The following is a 22,159-nucleotide window of genomic DNA, read 5'->3' on the forward strand; positions in this document are numbered from 1 at the left end:
AATACCGGGCCAAAGGCCGTGCCATCGACCGCCGAACCTACCCCGCGACACTCACCACGAGAATCTTGACACCCGACCCAGACGACTAACCGAACGGCATTGCCATTAGGGGCAGTGCACCAGTTCCAAAGGTGCCTGAAAGTTGCCGGGCGTGAGTACCTTGATGCCGCTGCAACGATGTTGGATGAGCGGGGCCTCGGACACAGTGGCGTCAAAGACGTCGGCTCCGGATATGTTCTGGAGTTCTGAGATCCTGACAACATCGCGTTGGAGCTCTTCGTCACTAACGCCAGGTTAACCACGCACCTGTGGAATACATCGGGGGCCTCAGGCCTTGGACCCGGTATGACTACTATTGCAATCATCGGAGCAGGACCAGGACTAGGGGCAGCAGTGGCGCGGCGTTTCGGCGCGGAAGGGTTCACCGTTGGCCTGATCTCTCGCGACCAGGGGCGCCTGGATGCACTGGCCGGGGAATTGGCCAGTGACGGCGTGGAGGCCAGGGGTTTCACCGCTGACGTCCGCGACCCGTCGTCCATTGCCAAGGCCCTGGAGCAGGTGGCGGAGACCCTTGGCCCGATCGAGGTGCTGCAGTACAGTCCGCTTCCGCAAAAGGACTTCATGCGCCCGGTCCTTGAGACGACGCCGGCGGACCTTGTGGGGCCCGTCGAGTTCTCCATCTACGGACCGGTTGCCGCGGTGCACCAGGTGGTGCCGGGCATGCGTTTCCTCGGTAAGAACCGCGGAACTATTCTGTTCGTCAATGGCGGCTCGGCCGTCAAGCCTGGCCGCAACGTGACCGGCACGTCCGTTGCTTTTGCCGGGCAGGCCGCCTACGCGCAGCTCCTTAACGAGGTCCTGGGCGAGGAAGGCATCCAGGTGTCCCAGCTCATCATCGGAGGCCGCATCATTGCCGGGGATCCCGAGAAGGACCCCGATGTGCTGGCCGGGCACCTATGGGACCTGCACATCAAACGTGACCGCTTCCGCCATCAGGTCAGCGCCGACTGAACCGCGCCGAACCCCACCCCCACCCCACCTCAGGAGACATCGTATGAGCGCCAAAACATGGTTTATCACCGGTACGTCCCGCGGCTTCGGCCGGGAGTGGGCGCTGGCCGCGCTGGAGCGCGGGGACACCGTGGCAGCCACCGCCCGAAACACCAACAGCCTGGATACCCTCGCGGCAGAGTTCGGCGACAAGGTCCTGCCGATCTCGCTCGACGTCACCGACCGTGACGCGGTATTCGCCGCCGTCGCCCGGGCACACGAGCATTTTGGCCGGCTCGACGTAGTGGTGAACAACGCCGGCTACGGCCAGTTCGGCGCGGTCGAGGAGCTCAGCGAGGCGGAGGCCCGCGAGCAGATCGAGACCAACCTTTTCGGCGCGCTCTGGGTCACCCAGGCGGCGCTTCCCTTCCTGCGCGGCCAGGTTAGCGGCCACATCCTGCAGGTCTCCTCCATCGGCGGGATCTCAGCGTTTCCCACAGTGGGCATCTACCACGCCTCCAAATGGGCGCTGGAAGGCCTCAGTCAGTCACTCGCGCAGGAAGTGGCAGGCTTCGGCATCAACGTCACCCTCATCGAGCCCGGTGGTTACTCCACCGACTGGGGCGGCAGCTCCGCGAGGCACGCCACAGAACTGCCCGCCTACGACGGGGTCCGTGAGCAGGCCGCCAACCGGCCCAGCCGGCGCGGCACTCCCGGTGACCCGGCGGCGACCAGGGACGCGGTACTCGCCCTGGTGGACTCCGAGAACCCGCCCCTGCGGGTCTTCTTCGGAGAGGCGCCGCTGGCCATCGCCACCGCCGACTACGAATCCCGGCTCGCGACGTGGAACGAGTGGCAGGCGCTGTCCGTAGCCGCGCACGGCAGCCAGCGCTGAACTGAACACGAACCTCAGACGGCGGATTCACTCGCGGCGAAGGTCGCTGCCGCCGGGAGCATGGAGTCTTTCAAGGCTTCCGGCGCCTTCGATGAACTGATGGGGCAGATCGATGCCCAGATCCAACGAGTACTCAAGATCAACCAACTAGAAACCATCACAGACGACGTCGTCGAAACCGCTGCCAGCATCCTTGTCATCGGCAATTAGCGACATGGAACTTTCAAAAAGAGCCGCCGCAAAGCGCTGAAGTCCACAGCCGGGCCTGCGGCATGGACGCTGCCTGGGCGGGGAGGGTCATGGTGCCGAAAAGTACGGCGGTGCACAGCACGGCGGCCTTCAGGCCGGATCCAGTCAAACCCATTCGCAGAACCTCGCACGCGGTAAGGCTGGGGGAGCGAGGTCTGGTGGCGGCACAAGAAGCCCCTCTGCTGATCTCCCAGCAGTCCGAGGCTACGTGAGCGGGTGCACTTTGGCAACACTGGTCACATCAATAACATAGTCAACAAGAGTGCGATTCCGGCGCATCCCGACCGGCGTGTCGCGGAATCGGCTCCCGCTCCGCAGGACAGATCTCTCCCGGCCAAGTGGCTAGGGCTCCGCCGGATTTCCGGGGTTCGCGACTTCGCCGGTGGCCAAAAGGGTGCTCGGCGTGACGCCCGCGCGCCGCCGTCCGGGCCCAAAGTTTTTGGGAGTCCTGCTATGCGTGCTGGCGCGATTCGTGCTCCGAGTGGCTGGCGGGCTCCAGCTGGAATGTGCAGTGCTCGGTGTCAAAGTGGGAGCCCAGGCAGGTGGTGAGCTTGTCCAGGAGCTGGTCGGCGCCGCGGGCATTAAGGACGCCGTCCTCCACCACCACGTGGGCCGAAAACACGGGCACCCCGGACGTGATGGTCCAGATATGGATGTCATGGACGTCGACCACTCCGTCAACGCTGAGGATGTGTTCGCGGATCATCTGCACCTCCACGCCTTTGGGGGTTGCCTCCAGGAGGACGTCCACCACATCCCGCAGCAGGCTCCAGGCCCGCGGCAGGATCATCAGGGCGATGAGCACGGAGGCGATCGTATCGGCGGCCTGGTAGCCGGTGAACATGATGACCAGGGCAGCAACGATGACGGCGACTGAGCCCAGCAGGTCACCCAGCACCTCAAGGTAGGCGCCCCGGACGTTCAGGCTGTCCTGGTGCGCGCCGCGCAGGATCAGCAGCGAAACGAGGTTGGCCACTGCGCCCAGGATGGCGGCGAAGAGCATGATGTCGGTGTGGACCTCGGGCGCCGAGCCGATCCGCCGGATGGCCTCGGTGAAGATGACCACCGAGATGACAATCAGGATCAGCGCGTTGGCCAGGGCGGCCAGGACCTCGGCACGCTGGTAGCCGTAGGTCCGCAGGTCACTCGCCGGGCGTCCTGCGATCCAGGCAGCCAGGAGCGCGATGGTCACGCCTGCCGCGTCGGAGAGCATGTGGCCGGCATCAGCCAGCAGGGCCAATGATCCGGACAGTGCCGCGCCGATCACCTGGACCACCACCACCGCAAGGGTGATGGTCAGGACGGCGATGAGCCGTTTGCGGTGCCGGCCTGTTGCCGTGATCCCGTGTGTGTGGCTGTGGTCGTGTCCCATGCCTACAAGGCTAGTCCCAGCCGAGCTCGTGCAGCCGCCGGTCATCGATGCCGAAGTGGTGGGCGATCTCGTGGACCACCGTCACGGCCACTTCCTGGATCACCTCGTCGCGGGACCCGCAGATGTCCAGGATGGGTTGGCGAAAGATGGTGATCCGGTCCGGCAGCGAACCGGCGTCCCACCATGAATCCCGCTCCGTCAAGGGGACACCCTCATAGAGGCCCAGCAGAACGGTGTCCGGGTCCTCGCCCGGGCCGGGCACGTAGTCGTCCTCGACAAACACCGCCACGTTGTCCATGGCGGCCGCAAGCTTGGCGGGGATCAGGCCCAGGGCATCCGTGACGGCGGCTTCGAAATCGTCAGCGGACATCTCAAACGGACCGGACTCTTGCGGGCCATCCGGGATGATGGGCAGGCCGGGCGGCAGGTTGACGGGCATATGCAGACTCTAGTCCGCAGCCGGGTTGGCGCGCATACTGAATCCCATCCCTGACCACCTGTGAGGAGCCGGATGTCCGTCCGCCATCGCCTTTTTGCCGCCATGTACGACACGTTGTCGGCCTCTGTGGAGCGCAGGGAGCTGTCTCCGCGCCGGGCGCTACTGCTCTCCGCGCTGGCGGGAACCGTGGTGGACGTCGGCGCTGGCACCGGGGCCAACCTGCGGCACTTCCGCCACGCTGACCGGGTAATCCTCGTGGAACCGGACCCCTACATGCGGGCCAGATTGAGGGCACGTCTGGGGGAGTCGCCCGTTCCGGTGGAGGTTTCCGAGGCCGATGCGGAGCACCTGCCGCTGCCGGACGGCACGGCTGACGCCGTTGTGTTCACCCTGGTGCTGTGCTCGGTGCCGGATCAGCGGCTTGCCCTGTTGGAGGCCCGCAGGGTGCTCAAACCCGGAGGTACCCTCGCGGTGCTGGAACATGTCCGCGGACAGGGCCGTGCGGCCCGCTGGCAGGACAGGCTGGACGGTCTGTGGGGCCTATGCGTGGCGCCCGGGTGCCACCTCAACCGGAACACGGTGGCATCCATCGGCGAAGCCGGGTTCGAATTCACGGAAGTCAGCAGGTTGGAGGCCCCGGCGGTTGCCCTGGCCACGCCCATCATCGCGGGCACAGCAGTGAAGCCCTCCTGACGCTGAATGGACCGCCTCTACCGGGACCTGCGGCGAGTCAGGCCCACACCCACCAGGCAGACCACCCCGCCCACGAGGCCCAGCACGGCGGGGACTTCGCTGAGGATCAGCCAGGAGATCAGGATGGTGGTGCCCGGCACCAGATAGGTGGTGGCCGCCAGTTTTCCGGCGTCAATCAGCGACAGCGCGTAGGCCCACGTGGTGAATGCAATGGCGGTGGGGAAGACGCCCAGATACACCAGGCCCAGTGTTGCCGGCAGCGGGGCGGACTGCAGTTCGGACACCAGCTGGCCGCTGAAGGGCAGGCAGCAGACCGCCCCCACCATGATGCCGAACCAGGTGGCCTGGCCCGCCGGGAACTTCCGCAGCACCGGCTTCTGGATGATGACGCTGACGGCGGCGAGCACGGCGGCAAGGAGGCAGAGCAGCACGCCCGCCACATCCGCCGTCGAACGTTCCCCGGAACCTGAGCCGGATCCGAGCGCGATCAGCGCCACCCCGCCGAACGCCACCAGGCTCCCGATAATCAGCCAGCGCGGGAAGCCCTCCTTCAGGAAGAAACCGGCCATGATGGCAACGAGGATGGGGTTGACGTTGATCAGCAGCGCGGCGGTCCCGGCGTCCAGCAGGTGTTCCGCCGCGTTCAGGGCCACATTGTAGCCGCCGAACCACATCACGCCGTACCCCAGGATGGGCCGATGGCCCGGATCCCCACGAACGCCGAAGCCCAGAGCACATTCCCGCCAGCCGCCGGCGTCGCCCCGGGGATAGATTGGCAGCATGGCTTCAAGCACCCCTCCCAGCGCAGCAACAACAACGGCGCTTCGCCCACCACCTGGCCGAACAAATGCGAGCGTGGGCGTCGCTGTCGATCGAGAACAGGCAGCCGGCGTCGAGGGCCAGCTGGATCAGGTCATCCGGCGGGTCCTGCCGCTCGGGGCGGGAGTTGATCTCTACCGCCACGTTGTATTCGGCGCACGCCGCGAACACCTCCCGGGCGTCGAAGTCCGATTGCGGCCGCGTGCCACGGGAGCCCTCCACCAGGCGGCCGGTGCAGTGGCCGAGCGCATTGGTCTGGGGGTTCTGGATGCCCTGGAGCATCCGCTGGGTCATGGTGGCGCGGTCCGCCCGAAGCTTCGAATGGACGCTGGCCACCACAACATCCAGCCGGTCCAGCATGTCCGGCGACTGGTCCAGTTCGCCGGTTTCCAGGATGTCCACCTCGATGCCGGTCAGGAGCCGGAATCCGTCATCCTTGCCGTCAAGTGCGGAGGCGGCGTTGATGGCGGCCACTACATCGAGCTGTTCGGTCAGGCGCTCGGCGCTGAGCCCGTTGGCGATGGTCAGGTTGGGCGAGTGGTCTGTCAGTGCCAGGTAGTCTCTGCCCAGCAGGCGGGCGGCATCGGCCATGAGCTGGATGGGGGAGCCGCCGTCGGACCAGTCGCTGTGGCTGTGGAGGTCGCCGCGGAGTGCTGCGTGGAGTTCGGCCCCGCCGTCGGCCAGAGGCGCCCCGCTGCGCTGGCGCAGGTCCTCAAGGTACTCGGGCACCTCGCCGTCCACGGCCTGCCGGACCACCTGGTACGTTCTGTCGCCGATGCCCTTCATGCTCTTGAGCCTGCCGTCCCGGGCCCGGACTGCCACCTCCGAAGGGTCAAGCCCGGCGATGATCCCGGCCGCCTTCCGGAAGGCCTGGACCTTGAACGTGGCAGCGCGTTCCCGTTCCAACCAGAAAGCAATTTCATTGAGTGCGGCGACGGCATCCATCTGTCCATCTTCGCCTGTTCCGGCCGCTTCGGTCAGGTGTCTGCGGGCCGATTTTGAGTTATTCCCGCCGAGGCCCTATAGTTTTAGAGTCCAGTTCGGAGCAACTGCAAACGTAAAGACTGAGGGCCCTCGGCTCGAAGCCTTTTATTTTGTGCCGAACGGGTTCTGGCCCCCATCGTCTAGCGGCCTAGGACACCGCCCTTTCACGGCGGCGGCACGGGTTCGAATCCCGTTGGGGGTACGCAAGAAACTGGTCTGGCAGGCTGAAAACGTCTGGTAAGCTGGAAGCCTTGAAAAAAGCGGTAGCGATGCCGCGAAGCAAGAAAATCAAGGCCCTGTAGCGCAGTTGGTTAGCGCGCCGCCCTGTCACGGCGGAGGTCGCGGGTTCAAGTCCCGTCAGGGTCGCTCTGATTGCCGGAAGAAATTCCGGCGGTCAAGGTGACATGTCACCTAGGCTCTGTAGCTCAGTTGGTAGAGCGTTCGACTGAAAATCGAAAGGTCACCGGATCGACGCCGGTCGGAGCCACCACTGGGAAGCATCAGTTCTTCGGAACTGGTGCTTTTCTTCTTTAACGGCCCGTCCTACGACGCGCATACTCCTTGTCGACGCGCAGATTCCCTGGCGACACCGAAATATAGGTGTCGCCAAGGATTTTCCGTGTCGGAGGGTAATTTGCGTGTCGTGAGATCCGATACCAGGCGCAGTCAGGCACGCTGACGGTTGACCGGTCCGCGGCCGGGACCTCAAACTTTTCGGACAAGTTCAGCCCCTACCACCAGGTGAGCCTGCCACTGGTGGACGGAAAACTGAAGCTGCGGATCCTGCTCGATACCTCGTCAGTGGAGGTGTTCGCCCCCGGAAGCGGCACTGTTGTCACAGACCTCTTCCTGCCCGACTGGGCCGACACCGATACGTCGGTGTTCAGCGAAGGCGGAAAGGCCGGATTTACGCTGACCGGCCGGAAGCTGGCCTGACTCGCCACGGATTCCCGTGCGTTCCCACACGCACGGGATAGGGTTGGGATCAACAGAAGGGGAAGTGTCTGATGGAATACCAGAACCCACAACCCGATGCGGGCGTTGAGCGCCGGCTCGCTACCAGCCAGCCTGCTACCAGCCACCATGCCGCCAGCCAGGCGCCCGTGCCCGGTCATGGCCGCACCGTGATCGCTGAGACCGCCGTGGCAAAAGTTGCCGGCATCGCTGCCCGTGCCGTGCCCGGCGTCTATTTTTTGGGCTCGGCTCCGTCGCGTGCGCTGGGGGCCATCCGGGACGCCGTCGGCAGTTCGGACCATGCTGCAGGCGTCCGAGCCGAGGTCGGTGAGACGCAGGTGGCGGTGGACATCAGCCTGGTGGCCTCCTACGGCACGCCCCTGCATTCCCTGGCCAATCAGGTGAGAGCAGCCGTTTACCGCGCGGTCGAGGAACTCGTCGGCCTGCAGGTCATTGAAGTGAATGTCGAAATAACCGATGTCTACGTGGCGCCGCCGGCGAAGGCCGGAGCCCCTGCCGTCGCCGAGAGGGAGGCACTGCTGTGAATCTGACCGTTGTGGGCATCGCCATGGGCGCCTTCGTGGCGTTTATGTCCTTCCAGTTCGGGCTATGGGGCTTTCTGGTCTCGCTTCTCTTTATGGCCATCGGCGCCCTCCTGGGCCGCGCAGCGGAAGGGAAACTGGACCTGCGCGGCGTCCTGGATGCCATCATCGGCCGGCGCTCATCGTCATGACGGCAGCCGCACCATCCATTCAGGGTCGGGTCCTGAGCGGCCACAACCGCATCAGCACGCAGGCCCTGACCAGCCTTGCCAGGACAGCCGCCGCGGAAGCCCTGGGTGTGGAGCCCCACGATGTCCGGGCGGACTGGACGGACGACGACGGCCTGCTGGCGTTGTCGCTGGTGTCACCGATCAGGATCCCGCCGCTGGCCACCGTGCTCAGGGATGCAAGCCGGGTGGCCGCATTCGGTGGATCCATTTGGGACCGGACGGTCGATGCCAAATCCAGGATCATGTCAACGGTCACGGCCCTCAGCGGCGCCAGTCTGAGCAGGGTGGATATCCGCATCAGCGGCGTTAAGCCGATCGAGGGAGGCCGGGTCCAGTGACCGGAGGATCAGTGGACGGGGACCTGGATTCGAGGCAAACAAACCGCGCCCGAGCCCAGCGGCAACCGGATATGCGCAGGGTCGTCTACCGGGAAACCCATTCCTCGCGGGCAGCGGTGGCCACGGTGGCAGCGGTCCTGGTGATGGGGCTGGCCGGTTACGGTCTTCTCGAATCGGCCGTGCACGCCATTGGTCAGCCGGCCTGGCTGATCGAACCGCAACTGGCGGCGGAGCGCATCGTTGCTCTTCCGGCGGGTATCCCGCCGTTGCTGCTCGGTGCCAGCGGCGGCGTAGTAGCCATGGTGGGGCTGTTTTTCCTGCTCAACGCCGTCCTGCCGGGAAGACGAGCCCGGCACGTGCTGAACGGCACCACGCTGAACGGCACCGGAAATTCGTCCGCCGTGGTGGTCGATGACGAGGTCATCGCCTCCGCCCTGGCACGCAGCGCACGGCTCGCTGCCAATGTCACCCCGGAGCAGGTCATGGTGGTGGTGTCCCGGCGGCAGATTATCGTCAACGTGCGCCCCACCTCAGGGGTCCCCGTGGCGGAAGCGGCGGTGCTGGCCGCGGTCCAGGACGAACTCAGCGGGATGTCACTGGTCCCGGTACCTGACGTCCGCGTGAACATTTCCACCGTAGGAGTGATTGGAGCATGACGGCCACACCCTCGCTCCTCAACCGGATCCTGCTCGGCATCCTCGGACTCAAGCTGCTCGCCGTGGGCATCCTGCTCGTCCTGCTGGCCACCGTTCCACCCGTGGCAACCTGGTGGCATGCCTGGTCCGGATCGGCCTGGCGCAGCGTCAAACAATCCTTCGACAACACCCGCTTTCCGGGACGTCCGGAAAGCTGGCTCTGGATTGTGATGGCGTTTGCCCTGGTGGTTCTGATTGGCCTGATGGTTGCCTGGATTGCGCAGCAGGGCAAAGGCCGGAGCAACTTGCTGGTGGCCGAGTACGATCCCGGGACAGTAGCCGGAGACGTCCGGATCAGCGGGGGAGTAGCGGAGCAGGCGTTGAAGCACGCCTTGGCTGAACGGCCCGATCTGGCGGGTGCCACGGTGACAACCTACGATGTGCAGGGCAGCCCTGCCTTGAAAATCCGGCTCCAGCCGCGCCAGGGCGTGGCGCCGCATCTCCTTGCGGCTGAGGTCTCTGCCCTGGTGGACGCCTTGGACCAAGTGGTGGGAAAACAGACACCCGTCCTGATTCACATTGGTGCCGGGGCCAGGACACGGTTCAGCCGCGCTGAGCGCGTCCGTTAGTGTGATCCGGGGGACATCTGTTGTGCCGATGCCGGCGGACATCGCCTGGCAACGGGCCACCACCACTGTCCGGATCGAATATCCGGGGAATCAAGGGGAATACCATGAGCGAGCAAGTAACTGGCAGCGGAGCGGCAAACGAAGGCGCGGCAGAAAAGGCCAAGGAATTCGCTGGCGAGGCTGCGGAGAACGTGAAGGAATTCGCTGGCGAAGCTGCAGAAAACGTTAAGGAGTTCTTCGACGGCGACGTGGCTGAGAACGCCAAGGAACTCGTGGGCGATGTTGCTGAAAACGCCAAGGGACTGGCCAGCAGCGTGACCGAGAACGTGAAGGGCTTTGGCGCGAAGATCGCCGGTCTGTTCAAGGGCGGCAAATAGGCCCAACCATGGGGTATGCCCCACGATGCCTAAAGGGCGCCGCGCTCCCCGGGGAGCGCGGCGCCTTTCCTTTGTGCGCCCTTTGTGGGCATAGCCGCATGTCGAAGCCGTCTCACGGTCCCGGGCATCATCGCTGCGGCGCCCAAACTCCCGTGGACGGGGGCCTAGATATCCTTTCGGACACAACCGGATGTAAACGCTTGCATTCATGGCCGGAGCCTGATTAGTATGTGATTCAGACCACGCAATGATGTCCGTTGCCTTTGTCTCACCTGTTGAAGTTCTGTAACTCACCGAGGAGTCCTCAGCATGAAAAACCGCAAATACCTGCTTCCGGTTGCTGCCACCGGAATTCTGGCGCTGTCCCTGACGGCCTGTAGTCCCGGCGGGGGCGGTGGCGGCACCACCGGCAGTGACTGCTCTCCCTATGAGAGTTACGGCAAGCACGACGGCAAGACCGTCTCCGTCTACTCCACCATCGTGGACATCGAAGCTACCAACCTGGAAACCGCCTGGGCAACGTTTGAGGAATGCACCGGCGCAACCATCAAGTACGAGGGCAGCAAGGAATTCGAGACCCAGATCGGTGTCCGGGCCAAGGCTGGAAACGCCCCGGACGTCGCCATCTTCCCGCAGCCAGGCCTCCTGGCCGATCAGGCCAAGGCAGGCGGCCTGAAGCCGGCTCCGAAGGCAGTCTCGGATCTTGTGGACAAGAACTGGTCCGCTGACTGGAAGAAGTACGGCACGGTGGACGGGACCTTCTACGCGGCACCGATGCTCGCGAACGTCAAGGGTTACGTCTGGTACGCCCCGAAGACGTTCAAGGACAAGGGCTGGGAAGTTCCCAAGACCTGGGACGAAATGCTGACACTGTCCAAGAAGATCGCCGATGACGGCACCATGAAGCCGTGGTGTGCCGGCTTCGAATCCGGCGAAGCGACCGGCTGGCCGGGCACTGACTGGGTCGAGGATGTTGTCCTCCGCGCTCAGGGCCCCGAGGTCTACGACCAGTGGGTCACGCACGGGATTCCCTTCAACGACCCCAAGATTGTGGATGCGCTGAACCAGACCGGCGAGATCCTCCTGAACTCCGACTATGTCAACGGCGGATTTGGCGACGTTCGTTCAATCCTGACCACCGGCTTCGCGCAGGCAGGTCAGCCCGTCCTCGATGGCCAGTGCGCCATGCACCACCAGGCCAACTTCCAGGCAGCCAACTGGCCGGAAGGGACCGCTGTGGCTCCCGATGGCGACGTCTGGGCCTTCATGACGCCTCCGATCGACCCCAGCAAGGGCCAGGCAATCACCGGCGGCGGCGAGATGGTGGGCGCTTACAAGGACACCCCGGAGGCGCAGGCCTTCCTGGCTTACTTGGCCAGCGCCGAGTTCGCCAACAACCGAGTCAAGCTCGGTGGCGTCATCAGTGCCAACAAGGGACTGGACCCGGCGAGTGCCCAGACGGAACTCGACAAGCAGTCCATCGCACTGCTCCAGGATCCGGACACCGTCTTCCGCTTCGACGGCTCTGACCTGATGCCGGGCGCCGTAGGCTCCAACTCCTTCTGGAAGGGCATCGTTGCATGGATCAACGGCACTCCCGCCCAGCAGGTTGCCGACAGCATCGAAGGCAGCTGGCCTAAGAGCTAACCTCCTTCGCATCGCGCCCTTGGGACATCAAGTCCCAAGGGCGCGATGTCGATTCAGAACAAACAGATCCACGCACACCACGGAGGTTGGGCAATGGAGTTTCTTGGAGGAAAATTTCTTCAAGTTTTTATCGCCTTGGCGGTTTTTGCCGCGCTAATTGGGCTGATCATGCTGATTGTGGACAGGGCTCCCAAATCAGTCAAAGACAAACTGACGATCGTTGGCTTTTTGGCGCCGGCGGCAATCCTGATGCTGGTCGGCCTGGTTTATCCCGCCGTGCAGACATCATTCCTGGCATTCACGAATGCCTCCGGCCAACCCAACGGAGTCGATAACTTCGTCTGGATGTTTACCCAGCCCGAGGCGCTGGCCACCCTCCGCAACACGGTGATCTGGACCGTTCTGGTGCCGTTGCTGTCCACGGTCTTCGGTCTCGCTTACGCGGTGTTCATTGACAAGGCGCGCGGCGAAAATGCCCTCAAAGCTTTGGTCTTTATGCCGGTGGGCATCTCGATGGTGGGCGCCGGCATCATCTGGAAGCTTGTGTACGACTACCGCGGCCCCGGCATTGAACAGACTGGCGTCGTTAACGCTGTGCGGGTTGCCCTGGGCATGGACCCCAAGCAATTTCTTCTTGATGCCCCGGAAAACACCATCTTCCTCATCATCGTGATGGTTTGGATCCAAACAGGCTTTGCCATGGTGATCCTCTCCGCTGCCATCAAGGGCGTGCCGGTGGAACTGGTTGAGGCAGCGCGCCTGGACGGTGCCAACCCCTGGCAGCAGTTCCGCAATGTGACGGTTCCCGGCATTCGGGGCGCTTTGGTGGTGGTGCTGACAACCATCACCATCGCCACCCTTAAAGTCTTCGACATTGTCCGCACCATGACGGCGGGCAACTATGACACGTCCGTGATCGCCAACGAGATGTACACGCAGGCCTTCCGCGCCGGCGAACCGGGCAGGGGTGCGGCGCTGGCCCTCGTCCTGTTCCTTCTCGTACTGCCCATAGTGGTCTACAATGCCCGCGTACTTCGTCAGCAAAGGGAAATCCGATGACCGTCATGCCAGCGCCGGATGAGGCGGCCAACTCTTCCCGGACCCAGTCACGCAAAGACAAAGGCCGTCCCGCGACGCCGGAGGATTCCGCACCGATCATGCGGCGCGTCAAGACCAAGCTCACGTCACGCTGGGCCACTGCGGCCGCCGTGATCATTGCGACGATCTGGACCGTGCCCACCTTCGGTCTCCTGGTATCCTCCATCCGTCCCGCGGCCAAGCAGGTGGGCCCGCGCTCGGATGGCTGGTGGAACTTCTTTGCCGACTGGGATTTTACTTTCAAGCACTACGTCGACGTCACGGCAGCAGCCGGATCGCAGTCTGCGAACCTTTCGCAGTACTTCATCAACTCCCTGGCGATTGTCATCCCGGTGACCGTCTTTGTCCTGGTGCTCGCCTCCATGGCGGCCTACATCTTCGCCTGGGGCAACTTCAGGGGCCGCGAGGCTACGTTCATCTTCGTGTTCGCGTTGCAGATCATTCCCCTGCAGATGGCACTCATCCCGCTGCTGTCATTGTTCACGCAGGTCCTGAAGCTCCCGCCCGGGTCCTATGCCCAGCTGTGGATCGCCCACACCATGTTTGGACTCCCGTTGGGCATCTTCCTGCTGCACAACTTCATCTCGGAGATCCCGGGCGAAGTGATCGAGGCCGCGAAGGTGGATGGGGCAGGACACACCACCATTTTCTGGCGGATCATCCTGCCGTTGTCCGTCCCGGCTCTGGCATCCCTGGCCATCTTCCAGTTCCTGTGGGTCTGGAATGACCTGCTGGTGGCCTTGGTGTTCTCGGGTGGAACGGCGGACGTAGCGCCCATCACCCAGCGGCTCGCTGAGATCTCCGGTACCCGCGGCAACAGGGACTTCCTGAACCCTGCCGCCGCGTTCGTCTCGATCATCGTCCCGCTGGCGGTGTTCCTTGGCCTGCAGCGCTTCTTTGTCCGTGGTCTCCTGGCCGGCGGCCTCAAGGGCTGACCGGGCTCAGGGCCGATCCGCATAGGCTGATCGGACGCAAGGGGAGGCAGGCAGGTAACACTGTGACGTCGGGCGGCCCGCAACCTAGCATGGCTTGGGGGCAACTGCATAGCGGAAATTAGGTTTGAACCCATGAGGGGAAACGGTGGCACGCATGGCTGAAAGGTCTCAACGGGGTGGCCACAGCGGCGTCAGCATTGAGGACGTGGCCGCAGCCGCAGGCGTCTCCACCGCCACCGTTTCCCGGGCCGTACGCGGGCTTCCCAGGGTTTCGCCCGCCACCAGGGAGAAGATCCTCGAGGTGGCGGGTGCTTTGGGTTATGTGGCGTCGTCGTCGGCGTCAGGTCTGGCCACCGGCCGAACCAAGACCATTGGCGTCCTGGCACCGTTCGTGAGCCGCTGGTTCTTCTCCAAGGCCATTGAGGGCGCGGACCGCGAACTTCACGCCCGCCACTACAATCTTTCCCTCTTCAACCTGGGCGGTCACGGCAGCAACCGGGAACGCCTGTTCAGCAAGACCATGGTTTACAAACAGATTGATGCCCTGCTTGTCCTTTGTATGGCGCTCAGCCACGAGGAACTGGACCATCTCCAAAAGATTGATATCCCGCTGATCGTGGTGGGCGGCCATGTGGAAGAGTGCGCGTACATCGGCATCGACGACTACGCCGCAGCGTCCACCGCCGTACGGCACCTGATCGACCTCGGCCACCGGGACATTGCCCTCCTGCACGGCGACGACGAAACGGACCTTAACTTCGACGTTCCCCGCGTGCGGATCCTGGCTTTCAAGGACGTTATGGCAGGAGCAGGGCTGCCCACCCGCCCCGAGTGGGACGAATGGGGCGATTTCACGGTCCGCAGCGGCCAAGAGGCATTCCGACGCCTCTGGACCCAGCCCGGCCCGAAGCCGACCGCCATCTTTTGCGCCTCAGACGAAATGGCCATGGGAGTCATCTTCGAAGCAGCACGCGTAGGCGTACGGGTCCCTGAGGACCTCTCGGTGGTGGGGATCGATGACCACGATTTCGCCGACGCGATGGGCCTGACCACCGTGGGACAACGGCCCGACGAACAGGCCGAGCTGGCTACCAAGATGCTCATCGACGAACTGGACGGCACGGTCGGGGCGGTCCAATCCGCCGTCGCGCCCCACCAGCTCATCATCAGGCGTACGACGGCGCCGCCTCGTTCCTGAGGAGGCGCGGCGCGGCATCCGGCCAGGATGCCGCGGCCAGGACGCCGGGTTCAGGAAGCCGCAGTCGCGAAGCCGTGTCTAGGAAGAAGCCGCGTCTAGGAAAAAGCGGTCAGGACGCGCGGGCGAGCTGCCGGATGGGAATCCAGCGGGAAGCCAGCCTGCGGTAGGCCGCGGCGGCGCCCGTCATGTCGCCCTCTGCCAGGCATTCGATGCCTAGCCGGATGTCCATGGGCGACTCGTCCGGGTACACCTTGTCCGCCACGGCGCCGTAGTCGAGTTCCACCATGGAATTGACGTGGAACAGCTCCAGCCATTCGGTCAGCTGCGCGAGGTCGTCCAGCATGTCCAGGTCCGGGGCCGCCAGCGCCAGGTGGGCCACGGCGTACCGTGCCCGCTCCATGGCTTCGGTGATGGGAGCCCACACCCTGACGGTGAGGATGCGCCCGCCTGATTCCACCACGTCCTTATGATCGCCTTCCATAAACAGCGAGAACCAGCTGAAGGGGATGCCCCACGTGGAGGCGCGGGTATGCACACGGATGGCGCCGTCACGGGCTTTGACCTGGTCAATGCGTTCCTGGTGCTTGTCCCGCTGCTCTTCCGGAATCAGCATTTCGGCCAGCGGGCCGTGGATGCCTTCCATGAGGGCATTGGCCGCGAGGCCGGCGCGCAGGACCAGCTGGCTGGGGCAGTACAGAAGGACGCGCCCGGACCCAGCGTCACGCCCACCGTCGCCCCCAGCGTCAGGCCCAAAGCCGGAACCGGCGCCTATCCCGGTACCCAAGCCTGACTCGGCACTCGGGCCGGCGGCAGCACCGGCGTCGGAGGTTCCTGGCTGCGGGGTCCGCCCGGGGGGTACACCGGGAATGCTGGTGACCCGGACCAGATCCGTCCGCCCGGTGGGGAAGGGGTCCCCGCCGGAGCGGGTGATCCGGCCCAGCGAGGCCAGCAGTTCGGCGTTTTCGACGGCGGCCCGCGAGGCTGTGCGGGCACCGGCGGTCCGGATGGCCTCCCGCTGTCCTTCCGGGAAGGCCTCCAGCGGTTCGTAGACGCGCAGGGTGGAGGAGAACGGCAGCCCGGCCTGGCCCCTGTAGAGGTTTCCCGTCATTACAGTCTCCCTTCCTGGGCCCCGGCCGCAGCCATCAGTCCGCCAGTTCCACCAGAACGGGGGCGTGGTCCGAGGCGCCCTTGCCCTTGCGTTCCTCGCGGTCAATCGACGCGCCCGTGACGCGGGCCGCCAACGCGGGGGAGCCAAGGACAAAGTCAATGCGCATCCCCTCCTTTTTGGGGAAGCGCAGCTGGGTGTAATCCCAGTACGTGTACACGCCGGGACCGGGGGTGTACTCGCGTGCCACGTCCTTGAATCCGGCCTCTTCAAAGGCGTGGAACGCAGCACGTTCCGGCGGGCTGACATGGGTGTACTTGTTATTGACGAAAAGGTCGATGTCCCAGACGTCGTCGTCGAACGGCGCAATGTTCCAGTCGCCCATGAGGGCTACCTGAGCTGTCGGGTCGGCGGTCACCAGGCCCTGGGCGTGGGTCTTCAGGGATTCAAGCCACTTGATCTTGTACGGCATGTGTTCGTCGTCCAGGGAGCGGCCGTTGGGCACGTAGAGGCTCCAGACCCGGACGCCGCCGCAGGTCGCGGCCATGGCGCGGGCTTCCTGGATGGGGTCCTTGCCTTCTTTCCCGAACGGAGGCTGGTCCAGGAAGGTGCGCTCGACGTCTTCCAGGCCTACCCGGGACGCGATGGCCACGCCGTTCCACTGGTTCACACCGAAGTGGGCCACCTCGTAGCCCATGCGTTCGAAAAGTTCCCAGGGAAAGTTTTCGTCCTTGCATTTGGTCTCCTGGATGGCCAGGACGTCGCAATCGCTGCGCTGCAGCCACGCCTCCACACGGTCGGCGCGGGCACGGAGGGAGTTCACATTCCAGGTAGCAATCTTCACAGTCCCTAACTTACCGAACTTGTTGACCGGAGGCGTTGCCGTGGCTGGAACGTGCCCGCGAAGACGGGGCACTATGGCGCGGACACGCCGTCGAATCGCGTTTTGAGGGCCCAGATCCACGTCAAAGTGCCCCGGGCCGATGTGCCGCAACAAATGCCGACGACGGCGGCAGCGTGTGCCACGAGGGTTTTGGGACAGTCTGGAATTTAGTAGGAAGTCCGAGTATATTCGCTTGCAGAGATGACCTGGATCACATGCGAAGGAGCATTGCATCATGGTGCGCGAACTATCCCATTACGTAGACGGCCAGCGGGTGACGGGGACCTCCGGCCGCTTCAGTGACGTTTTTGACCCCTGCACGGGCCAAGTCCAGGCGCGCCTGCCCCTCGCCAGCGGAGAGGAGGTCCGGAACGTGGTGGCCGCCGCGGAGAAAGCGCAGGTCCATTGGGGCGCCATGAACCCGCAGCGCCGCGGCCGGATCCTGCTTAAGTTTGTTGACCTCGTCAACGAGAACATGGACGAACTGGCCACGCTGCTGTCCTCCGAGCACGGGAAGACCTTCGCCGATTCCAAGGGCGATATCCAGCGCGGCATTGAAGTGGTGGAGTTCGCGGCGGGCGCCCCCCACCTGCTCAAAGGCGAGTTCTCCGACGACGCCGGTGCGGGCATCGACGTCCACTCGCTGCGCCAGCCACTCGGCGTCGTCGCGGGCATCACCCCGTTCAACTTCCCGGCCATGATCCCCCTGTGGAAGTCCGGCCCGGCCCTCGCCGCCGGCAACGCCTTCATCCTCAAGCCCTCCGAGCGGGACCCCTCGGTTCCCCTGCGCCTGGCCGAACTGTTCACGGAGGCCGGGTTGCCGGACGGTGTGTTCAACGTGGTCAACGGGGACAAGGAAGCCGTTGACGCGCTGCTGGAAGATCCCCGCGTGAAGGCCATCGGCTTTGTGGGTTCAACGCCCATCGCCCAGTACATCTACACCACCGCGGCCGCCCACGGGAAGCGGGCCCAGTGCTTCGGCGGGGCCAAGAACCACATGGTGATCATGCCGGACGCTGACCTGGACATGGCCGCCGATGCCCTGATCGGCGCCGGCTTCGGTTCCGCCGGCGAGCGCTGCATGGCCATTTCCGTGGCCGTCCCGGTGGGGGAGAAGACCGCGGATGCGCTGGTATCCAAGCTGGTCGAGCGCGTCAAACACCTCAGGGTAGGCCACAGCCTGGACAAGGACTCGGACTTCGGGCCCGTGGTGGCGGCGAGTGCCAAGGAACGGATCGAGGGCTACATCCAGTCCGGCGTGGACGAGGGTGCCACCCTGCTGGCCGACGGGCGCGGCCTCACAGTGGAAGGCTATGACGACGGCTTCTGGGTGGGCCCCACGCTCTTCGACCACGTCACCAAGGACATGAAGATCTACCAGGAGGAAATCTTCGGTCCCGTCCTCAGCGTGCTCCGCGCCGCCGATTACGACGAAGCGCTCCGGCTGTGTTCCGAGCACGAATTCGGCAACGGCGTGGCCATCTTCACCCGCGACGGCGACGCCGCCCGGGACTTCGCCAGCCGGGTGGAGGTGGGCATGGTGGGTATTAACGTGCCCATTCCGGTTCCGATTGCGTACTACACGTTTGGCGGCTGGAAAGCATCCGGCTTCGGCGACCTGAACCAGCACGGCGCCGATGCGTTCCGTTTCTACACCAAGACCAAAACGGTCACCACGCGCTGGCCGTCCGGGATCCGCCAGGGCGCCAGCTTCATCATGCCGGAAGGCAGCTGATGACGGAGGTTCTGTTCGAGAAGCGCGGCCACCTGGGCGTCATCACGCTCAACCGGCCCAAGGCAGTCAACGCCCTGAACGCCGGCATGGTGGACGCCATGCTGGCGCAGCTCACCGCCTGGGCGGACGACGACGGCGTGGCCACCGTCCTGGTGCGCGGCGCCGGCGAGCGTGGCCTCTGCGCCGGAGGCGACATTGTGGCCATCTACCGGGACATCCTCGGCGGCGGTACGGAAACTGCTGACTTCTGGCAGGCCGAATACCGGCTGAACTCCCTCATCGCCGCGTACCCCAAGCCCTATGTGGCCTTCATGGACGGACTGGTGCTCGGCGGCGGTGTGGGAATCTCCGCGCACGGCTCCGTGCGGGTGGTCACCGAACGGACCCGGTTGGGAATGCCGGAGACCACCATCGGATTTGTGCCCGACGTCGGCGGGACCTGGCTGCTGGCGAGGTCACCTGGAGAGACCGGCACCCATGCCGCGCTGACCGGAGCCCATCTGACCGGGGCGGATGCGCTGTTCCTGGGCCTCGCGGACCACTTTGTCCCGTCGGGGAGCCTGCCGGAGCTGGCGGCGGCGCTCGAACACGAAAGTGCGGAAGCCGCCGTCGTACGTTTTGCCCAGAGCCCGCCGCCCTCCGGGCTGGAGGCGCAGCGCGACTGGATCGATGCCGCCTATGCCAGCGATGACGTGGAGAACATTGTCCGGCGGCTGCGGACGCTGGATGAGGCCTCGGGCGGCGCGCCGGGCGGGGAGCCTGCGGCCGAAGCGGCCGAGGCCGCCGACACCATCGAAGCGAAGTCGCCGACGGCTGTGAAGGTGGCACTGGAGTCCCTTCGCCGCGCGAAGGGGCTGACGCTGGACGAGGCGCTGGCGCAGGAATACCGCGTGGGGCTTCGGTTCCTGGTTGCGCCCGACTTCCGCGAAGGGATCCGGGCGCAGGTGGTGGACAAGGACCGCATTCCGCAATGGAAGCCGGCCACGCTGCACGAGGTGCACGCGACGGACATCGAACGGTTCTTCGCGCCGCTGGGGGACCGGGAGCTCAACCTGCACACAAAGGAGCCGGACAATGCCTGAACAAACCACCGTCGCTTTCCTGGGCCTGGGCCACATGGGCGGGCCCATGGCAGCGAACCTGGTCCGTGCCGGCTACACCGTGGCGGGCTTCGACGTGGTCCCCGCCGCGCTGGACGCCGCCCAAACGCACGGTGTCCCCACGGTGGCCAGTCCGCTGGACGCCATTGCCGGTGCCGACGTGGTGCTGACCATGTTCCCCAGCGGACAGCATGTGCTGGACGCCTACCGCGGCACGGAGGGACAGCCGGGCCTGCTGGCCGAGGCCAAGCCGGGGACCATGTTTCTGGACTGTTCCACCATCAACGTTGACGAGGCACGGGAAGCCTCCGCGCTCGCCATTGCGGCCGGCCACCGTGCCGTGGATGCCCCGGTCTCGGGCGGTGTGGTGGGTGCGGAAGCCGGCACGCTGACCTTTATGGTGGGCGGCGAAACGGAGGACTTCGAGGCGGTGCGGCCACTGCTCGAGGTGATGGGAAAACGGGTGGTCCACTGCGGCGGGCACGGGGGCGGCCAGGCCGCGAAGATCTGCAACAACCTCATCCTGGGGGTCTCCATGATCGCGGTCAGCGAAGCCTTTGTGCTGGGCGAGAAGCTGGGCTTGACGCACCAGGCGCTGTTCGACGTCGCCTCCAACGCCTCCGGACAATGCTGGGCCTTGACCACCAACTGCCCTGTTCCCGGTCCGGTCCCCACCAGCCCCGCCAACCGCGACTACCAGCCGGGCTTCGCGGGGGCGCTGATGGCGAAGGACCTGCGGCTGGCGCTGAATGCGCTGGAAAGTACCGGGGTGGCGGCCCGGCTGGGACCGCTCGCCTCGGAAATCTACGATACGTTTGCCGCTGAAGGCGGAGCCGGCCGGGACTTCTCCGGAATCATCACCGATATCCGCGACAAATCGCAGCACTAGCACCATCTGCAGCACTGGTAACTCTGCAGCACCAGCAACACGCGAAAACAGCTGAAAGGTTAGGCATGACGGAGTACACGAACATCCTGGTGGAACAGCGCGGCCGGGTAGGGCTGGTCACGCTTAACCGGCCGGAGGCGCTGAACGCCCTGGACAAAGCCACCATGGACCAGCTCGTGGCAGCCGTCGCCGCCATGGACGCCGACCCCGGCGTCGGTGCGGTGGTGATCACCGGCTCGAGCAAGGCGTTCGCCGCGGGTGCCGACATCAAGGAAATGGCCTCGCAGGGCTACATGGACATGTACGCCGCAGACTGGTTCCGGGGCTGGGAGGACTTCACCCGGCTGCGGATCCCTGTCATCGCGGCCGTGTCCGGCTTCGCGCTGGGCGGCGGCTGCGAGCTGGCCATGATGTGCGATTTCATCATCGCCGGGGACAACGCCAAGTTCGGCCAGCCGGAGATCAACCTCGGCGTGCTGCCGGGCATGGGCGGCTCCCAGCGGCTCACGCGCGCCGTGGGCAAGGCCAAGGCCATGGACATGATCCTCACCGGGCGCTTCATCGGCGCCGAGGAGGCTGAACGCTGGGGACTCGTCTCGCGCGTGGTGCCCGCGGAGAATGTGGTGGAGGAGGCGCTCAAGGCCGCGGAGGTAATCGCATCCAAGTCCAAGCCCGTGGCCATGCTCGCGAAGGAAGCCGTCAACGCGGCCTTTGAAACGGGACTCGCCCAGGGGGTCCTGTTCGAACGCCGGATCTTCCACTCGCTCTTCGCCAGCGAGGACCAGAAGGAAGGCATGGCCGCCTTTACGGAAAAACGGCAGCCCGAGTTCACCCACCGCTGACCCCCTCCCCATCGAGTGCTCCGTAGAAGCCCTTTTCAGTGCCCAAAACGGCGGTTACGGAGCAATCGATGGGTCAGTCGGTGAAGTCCCCGGCGTTCCGGCGGAACGTGCCCAGGATACGGATCAGCTGGTCCACGTCGGCCGCGTCGAAACCTGACTGGCCAAAAACCTCGGTGTTGAGCACCGCCGTCGCCCGTTTGGCAACGATCCGCCCCTCCGCGGTGAGCTCGATCAGGGTGGTGCGGCCGTCCGTAGGGTGCGGCGAACGTGCCACCAGTCCCGAGCCTTCCAAACGGTCGACGGCGTTCGTCACCGAGGTGGGATGGACCTGGAGCAGGGCGCTCGCCTTGTTCATGGGCAGCGCGCCGCTGCGGGCGAAGCTGAGGAGCGCGAGCAGTTCGTAGCGGGCGAAGGTCAGCCCGAACGGCTTCAGGGCGCCCTCGATCCGGGCCAGCAGGATCTGCTGGGTGCGCATGATCGCAGTGATCGCGGCCATGGGAGCGGCGACGTCGGCCCAGCCGTGCTCCTCCCAGTTCCGTTGGGCGTCCGCGATGGGGTCCCGGGGCAGTGGCACGGCCATC

25 protein-coding genes, 3 tRNA genes and 2 pseudogenes are annotated in these 22,159 nt (G+C 65.0%); 22 read left to right on the plus strand and 8 right to left on the minus strand.

Features of this window, described 5'->3' with window-relative positions; all coding sequences use genetic code 11:
- The first annotated feature begins 345 nt into the window (after positions 1-345).
- From ACX80X_RS06990 to ACX80X_RS07000, 3 genes and pseudogenes are all read left to right on the plus strand, one after another.
- Complete coding sequence (locus ACX80X_RS06990; protein ID WP_252602689.1) at positions 346-1,011, plus strand: SDR family NAD(P)-dependent oxidoreductase; 666 nt, start codon at positions 346-348, stop codon at positions 1,009-1,011.
- A gap of 43 nt (positions 1,012-1,054) precedes the next feature.
- Positions 1,055-1,885, plus strand: a complete 831-nt coding sequence (locus ACX80X_RS06995) for an SDR family oxidoreductase (RefSeq protein ID WP_252602693.1) — start codon at positions 1,055-1,057, stop codon at positions 1,883-1,885.
- 117 nt (positions 1,886-2,002) lie between these two features.
- Positions 2,003-2,095, plus strand: a pseudogene (locus ACX80X_RS07000) (AAA family ATPase); the annotation flags it as partial.
- 13 nt (positions 2,096-2,108) lie between these two features.
- On the opposite strand, the gene ACX80X_RS07005 reads toward ACX80X_RS07000, so the two are convergent.
- From ACX80X_RS07005 to ACX80X_RS07015, 3 genes are all read right to left on the minus strand, one after another.
- On the minus strand, positions 2,109-2,249 hold the full coding sequence (locus ACX80X_RS07005; RefSeq protein WP_252610046.1) for a hypothetical protein: 141 nt from the start codon (positions 2,247-2,249) through the stop codon (positions 2,109-2,111).
- A gap of 336 nt (positions 2,250-2,585) precedes the next feature.
- Entirely contained in the window at positions 2,586-3,506 is a 921-nt protein-coding gene (locus ACX80X_RS07010; RefSeq protein ID WP_252602698.1) for a cation diffusion facilitator family transporter, read from the minus strand.
- A 10-nt stretch (positions 3,507-3,516) separates the two neighbouring features.
- A complete protein-coding gene (locus ACX80X_RS07015) occupies positions 3,517-3,945 on the minus strand; it encodes a metallopeptidase family protein (protein ID WP_056348808.1) in 429 nt (142 codons plus the stop codon).
- A 72-nt stretch (positions 3,946-4,017) separates the two neighbouring features.
- On the opposite strand from ACX80X_RS07015, the gene ACX80X_RS07020 reads away from it, so the two are divergent.
- Positions 4,018-4,638, plus strand: a complete 621-nt coding sequence (locus tag ACX80X_RS07020) for a class I SAM-dependent methyltransferase (protein WP_252602701.1) — start codon at positions 4,018-4,020, stop codon at positions 4,636-4,638.
- A gap of 17 nt (positions 4,639-4,655) precedes the next feature.
- Here ACX80X_RS07020 and ACX80X_RS07025 read toward each other — a convergent pair.
- Positions 4,656-5,468, minus strand: a pseudogene (locus ACX80X_RS07025) (DMT family transporter); the annotation flags it as partial.
- On the minus strand, positions 5,425-6,402 hold the full coding sequence (locus ACX80X_RS07030) for a PHP domain-containing protein (protein ID WP_459311608.1): 978 nt from the start codon (positions 6,400-6,402) through the stop codon (positions 5,425-5,427). The gene ACX80X_RS07030 and the pseudogene ACX80X_RS07025, both read right to left, overlap by 44 nt.
- A gap of 168 nt (positions 6,403-6,570) precedes the next feature.
- On the opposite strand from ACX80X_RS07030, the gene ACX80X_RS07035 reads away from it, so the two are divergent.
- The 14 genes from ACX80X_RS07035 to ACX80X_RS07100 all read left to right on the plus strand — a co-directional run bounded on the left by ACX80X_RS07035 (position 6,571) and on the right by ACX80X_RS07100 (position 15,024).
- A tRNA-Glu gene (locus ACX80X_RS07035) sits at positions 6,571-6,643 on the plus strand.
- Positions 6,644-6,733: 90 nt separating this feature from the next.
- Positions 6,734-6,807: transfer RNA gene (locus ACX80X_RS07040), tRNA-Asp, on the plus strand.
- A 48-nt stretch (positions 6,808-6,855) separates the two neighbouring features.
- Positions 6,856-6,931: transfer RNA gene (locus ACX80X_RS07045), tRNA-Phe, on the plus strand.
- A 158-nt stretch (positions 6,932-7,089) separates the two neighbouring features.
- On the plus strand, positions 7,090-7,377 hold the full coding sequence (locus ACX80X_RS07050; protein ID WP_308216215.1) for a GH32 C-terminal domain-containing protein: 288 nt from the start codon (positions 7,090-7,092) through the stop codon (positions 7,375-7,377).
- A gap of 71 nt (positions 7,378-7,448) precedes the next feature.
- Positions 7,449-7,940, plus strand: coding sequence for an Asp23/Gls24 family envelope stress response protein (locus tag ACX80X_RS07055; protein WP_252602710.1), 492 nt, complete (start codon positions 7,449-7,451; stop codon positions 7,938-7,940).
- On the plus strand, positions 7,937-8,128 hold the full coding sequence (locus ACX80X_RS07060) for a hypothetical protein (protein WP_111907359.1): 192 nt from the start codon (positions 7,937-7,939) through the stop codon (positions 8,126-8,128). The genes ACX80X_RS07055 and ACX80X_RS07060 overlap by 4 nt, the downstream gene beginning before the upstream one ends.
- Positions 8,125-8,505 carry a hypothetical protein gene (locus ACX80X_RS07065; RefSeq protein ID WP_252602713.1) on the plus strand — a complete coding sequence of 127 codons (381 nt, stop codon included), beginning with the start codon at positions 8,125-8,127 and terminating at the stop codon, positions 8,503-8,505. The genes ACX80X_RS07060 and ACX80X_RS07065 overlap by 4 nt, the downstream gene beginning before the upstream one ends.
- A 71-nt stretch (positions 8,506-8,576) precedes the next feature.
- On the plus strand, positions 8,577-9,161 hold the full coding sequence (locus ACX80X_RS07070) for a DUF6286 domain-containing protein (RefSeq protein WP_252614008.1): 585 nt from the start codon (positions 8,577-8,579) through the stop codon (positions 9,159-9,161).
- The gene (locus ACX80X_RS07075) at positions 9,158-9,769 is read left to right on the plus strand and encodes a hypothetical protein (RefSeq protein WP_459311610.1); all 612 of its coding nucleotides are present in this window, start codon (positions 9,158-9,160) and stop codon (positions 9,767-9,769) included. The genes ACX80X_RS07070 and ACX80X_RS07075 overlap by 4 nt, the downstream gene beginning before the upstream one ends.
- Positions 9,770-9,873: 104 nt before the next feature.
- Complete coding sequence (locus tag ACX80X_RS07080) at positions 9,874-10,146, plus strand: hypothetical protein (protein ID WP_459311611.1); 273 nt, start codon at positions 9,874-9,876, stop codon at positions 10,144-10,146.
- 309 nt (positions 10,147-10,455) lie between these two features.
- Complete coding sequence (locus ACX80X_RS07085; protein ID WP_252602725.1) at positions 10,456-11,793, plus strand: ABC transporter substrate-binding protein; 1,338 nt, start codon at positions 10,456-10,458, stop codon at positions 11,791-11,793.
- A gap of 93 nt (positions 11,794-11,886) precedes the next feature.
- Positions 11,887-12,852, plus strand: a complete 966-nt coding sequence (locus tag ACX80X_RS07090; RefSeq protein ID WP_056348751.1) for a carbohydrate ABC transporter permease — start codon at positions 11,887-11,889, stop codon at positions 12,850-12,852.
- On the plus strand, positions 12,849-13,826 hold the full coding sequence (locus ACX80X_RS07095) for a carbohydrate ABC transporter permease (protein ID WP_141139288.1): 978 nt from the start codon (positions 12,849-12,851) through the stop codon (positions 13,824-13,826). Before ACX80X_RS07090 ends, ACX80X_RS07095 begins: the two co-directional genes overlap by 4 nt.
- 145 nt (positions 13,827-13,971) lie before the next feature.
- A complete protein-coding gene (locus ACX80X_RS07100; RefSeq protein WP_252602728.1) occupies positions 13,972-15,024 on the plus strand; it encodes a LacI family DNA-binding transcriptional regulator in 1,053 nt (350 codons plus the stop codon).
- A 109-nt stretch (positions 15,025-15,133) separates the two neighbouring features.
- Here ACX80X_RS07100 and ACX80X_RS07105 read toward each other — a convergent pair whose 3' ends face one another.
- Complete coding sequence (locus tag ACX80X_RS07105) at positions 15,134-16,132, minus strand: hypothetical protein (RefSeq protein WP_252602731.1); 999 nt, start codon at positions 16,130-16,132, stop codon at positions 15,134-15,136.
- Positions 16,133-16,166: 34 nt separating this feature from the next.
- Entirely contained in the window at positions 16,167-16,973 is an 807-nt protein-coding gene (locus ACX80X_RS07110) for an exodeoxyribonuclease III (RefSeq protein WP_252602734.1), read from the minus strand.
- Positions 16,974-17,247: 274 nt separating this feature from the next.
- Here ACX80X_RS07110 and ACX80X_RS07115 point away from each other — a divergent pair, with 274 nt between their 5' ends.
- The 4 genes from ACX80X_RS07115 (at position 17,248) to ACX80X_RS07130 (ending at position 21,578) form a co-directional block, all read left to right on the plus strand.
- Positions 17,248-18,747: a CoA-acylating methylmalonate-semialdehyde dehydrogenase gene (locus tag ACX80X_RS07115; RefSeq protein WP_459311613.1), complete on the plus strand. Its 1,500-nt coding sequence runs from the start codon at positions 17,248-17,250 to the stop codon at positions 18,745-18,747.
- Positions 18,747-19,829: an enoyl-CoA hydratase/isomerase family protein gene (locus ACX80X_RS07120; protein ID WP_252614004.1), complete on the plus strand. Its 1,083-nt coding sequence runs from the start codon at positions 18,747-18,749 to the stop codon at positions 19,827-19,829. Before ACX80X_RS07115 ends, ACX80X_RS07120 begins: the two co-directional genes overlap by 1 nt.
- Complete coding sequence (gene mmsB, locus ACX80X_RS07125; RefSeq protein ID WP_252602740.1) at positions 19,822-20,736, plus strand: 3-hydroxyisobutyrate dehydrogenase; 915 nt, start codon at positions 19,822-19,824, stop codon at positions 20,734-20,736. The genes ACX80X_RS07120 and mmsB overlap by 8 nt, the downstream gene beginning before the upstream one ends.
- A gap of 65 nt (positions 20,737-20,801) precedes the next feature.
- Entirely contained in the window at positions 20,802-21,578 is a 777-nt protein-coding gene (locus ACX80X_RS07130) for an enoyl-CoA hydratase (protein WP_252614003.1), read from the plus strand.
- Between the two features lie 73 nt (positions 21,579-21,651).
- Here the strand turns inward: ACX80X_RS07130 and ACX80X_RS07135 are convergent, their stop codons facing one another.
- Positions 21,652-22,158, minus strand: coding sequence for a MarR family winged helix-turn-helix transcriptional regulator (locus ACX80X_RS07135; RefSeq protein WP_252614002.1), 507 nt, complete (start codon positions 22,156-22,158; stop codon positions 21,652-21,654).
- Position 22,159 lies beyond the last annotated feature (1 nt).

The sequence above is a fragment of the Pseudarthrobacter sp. MDT3-1 genome (genome assembly GCF_054510755.1).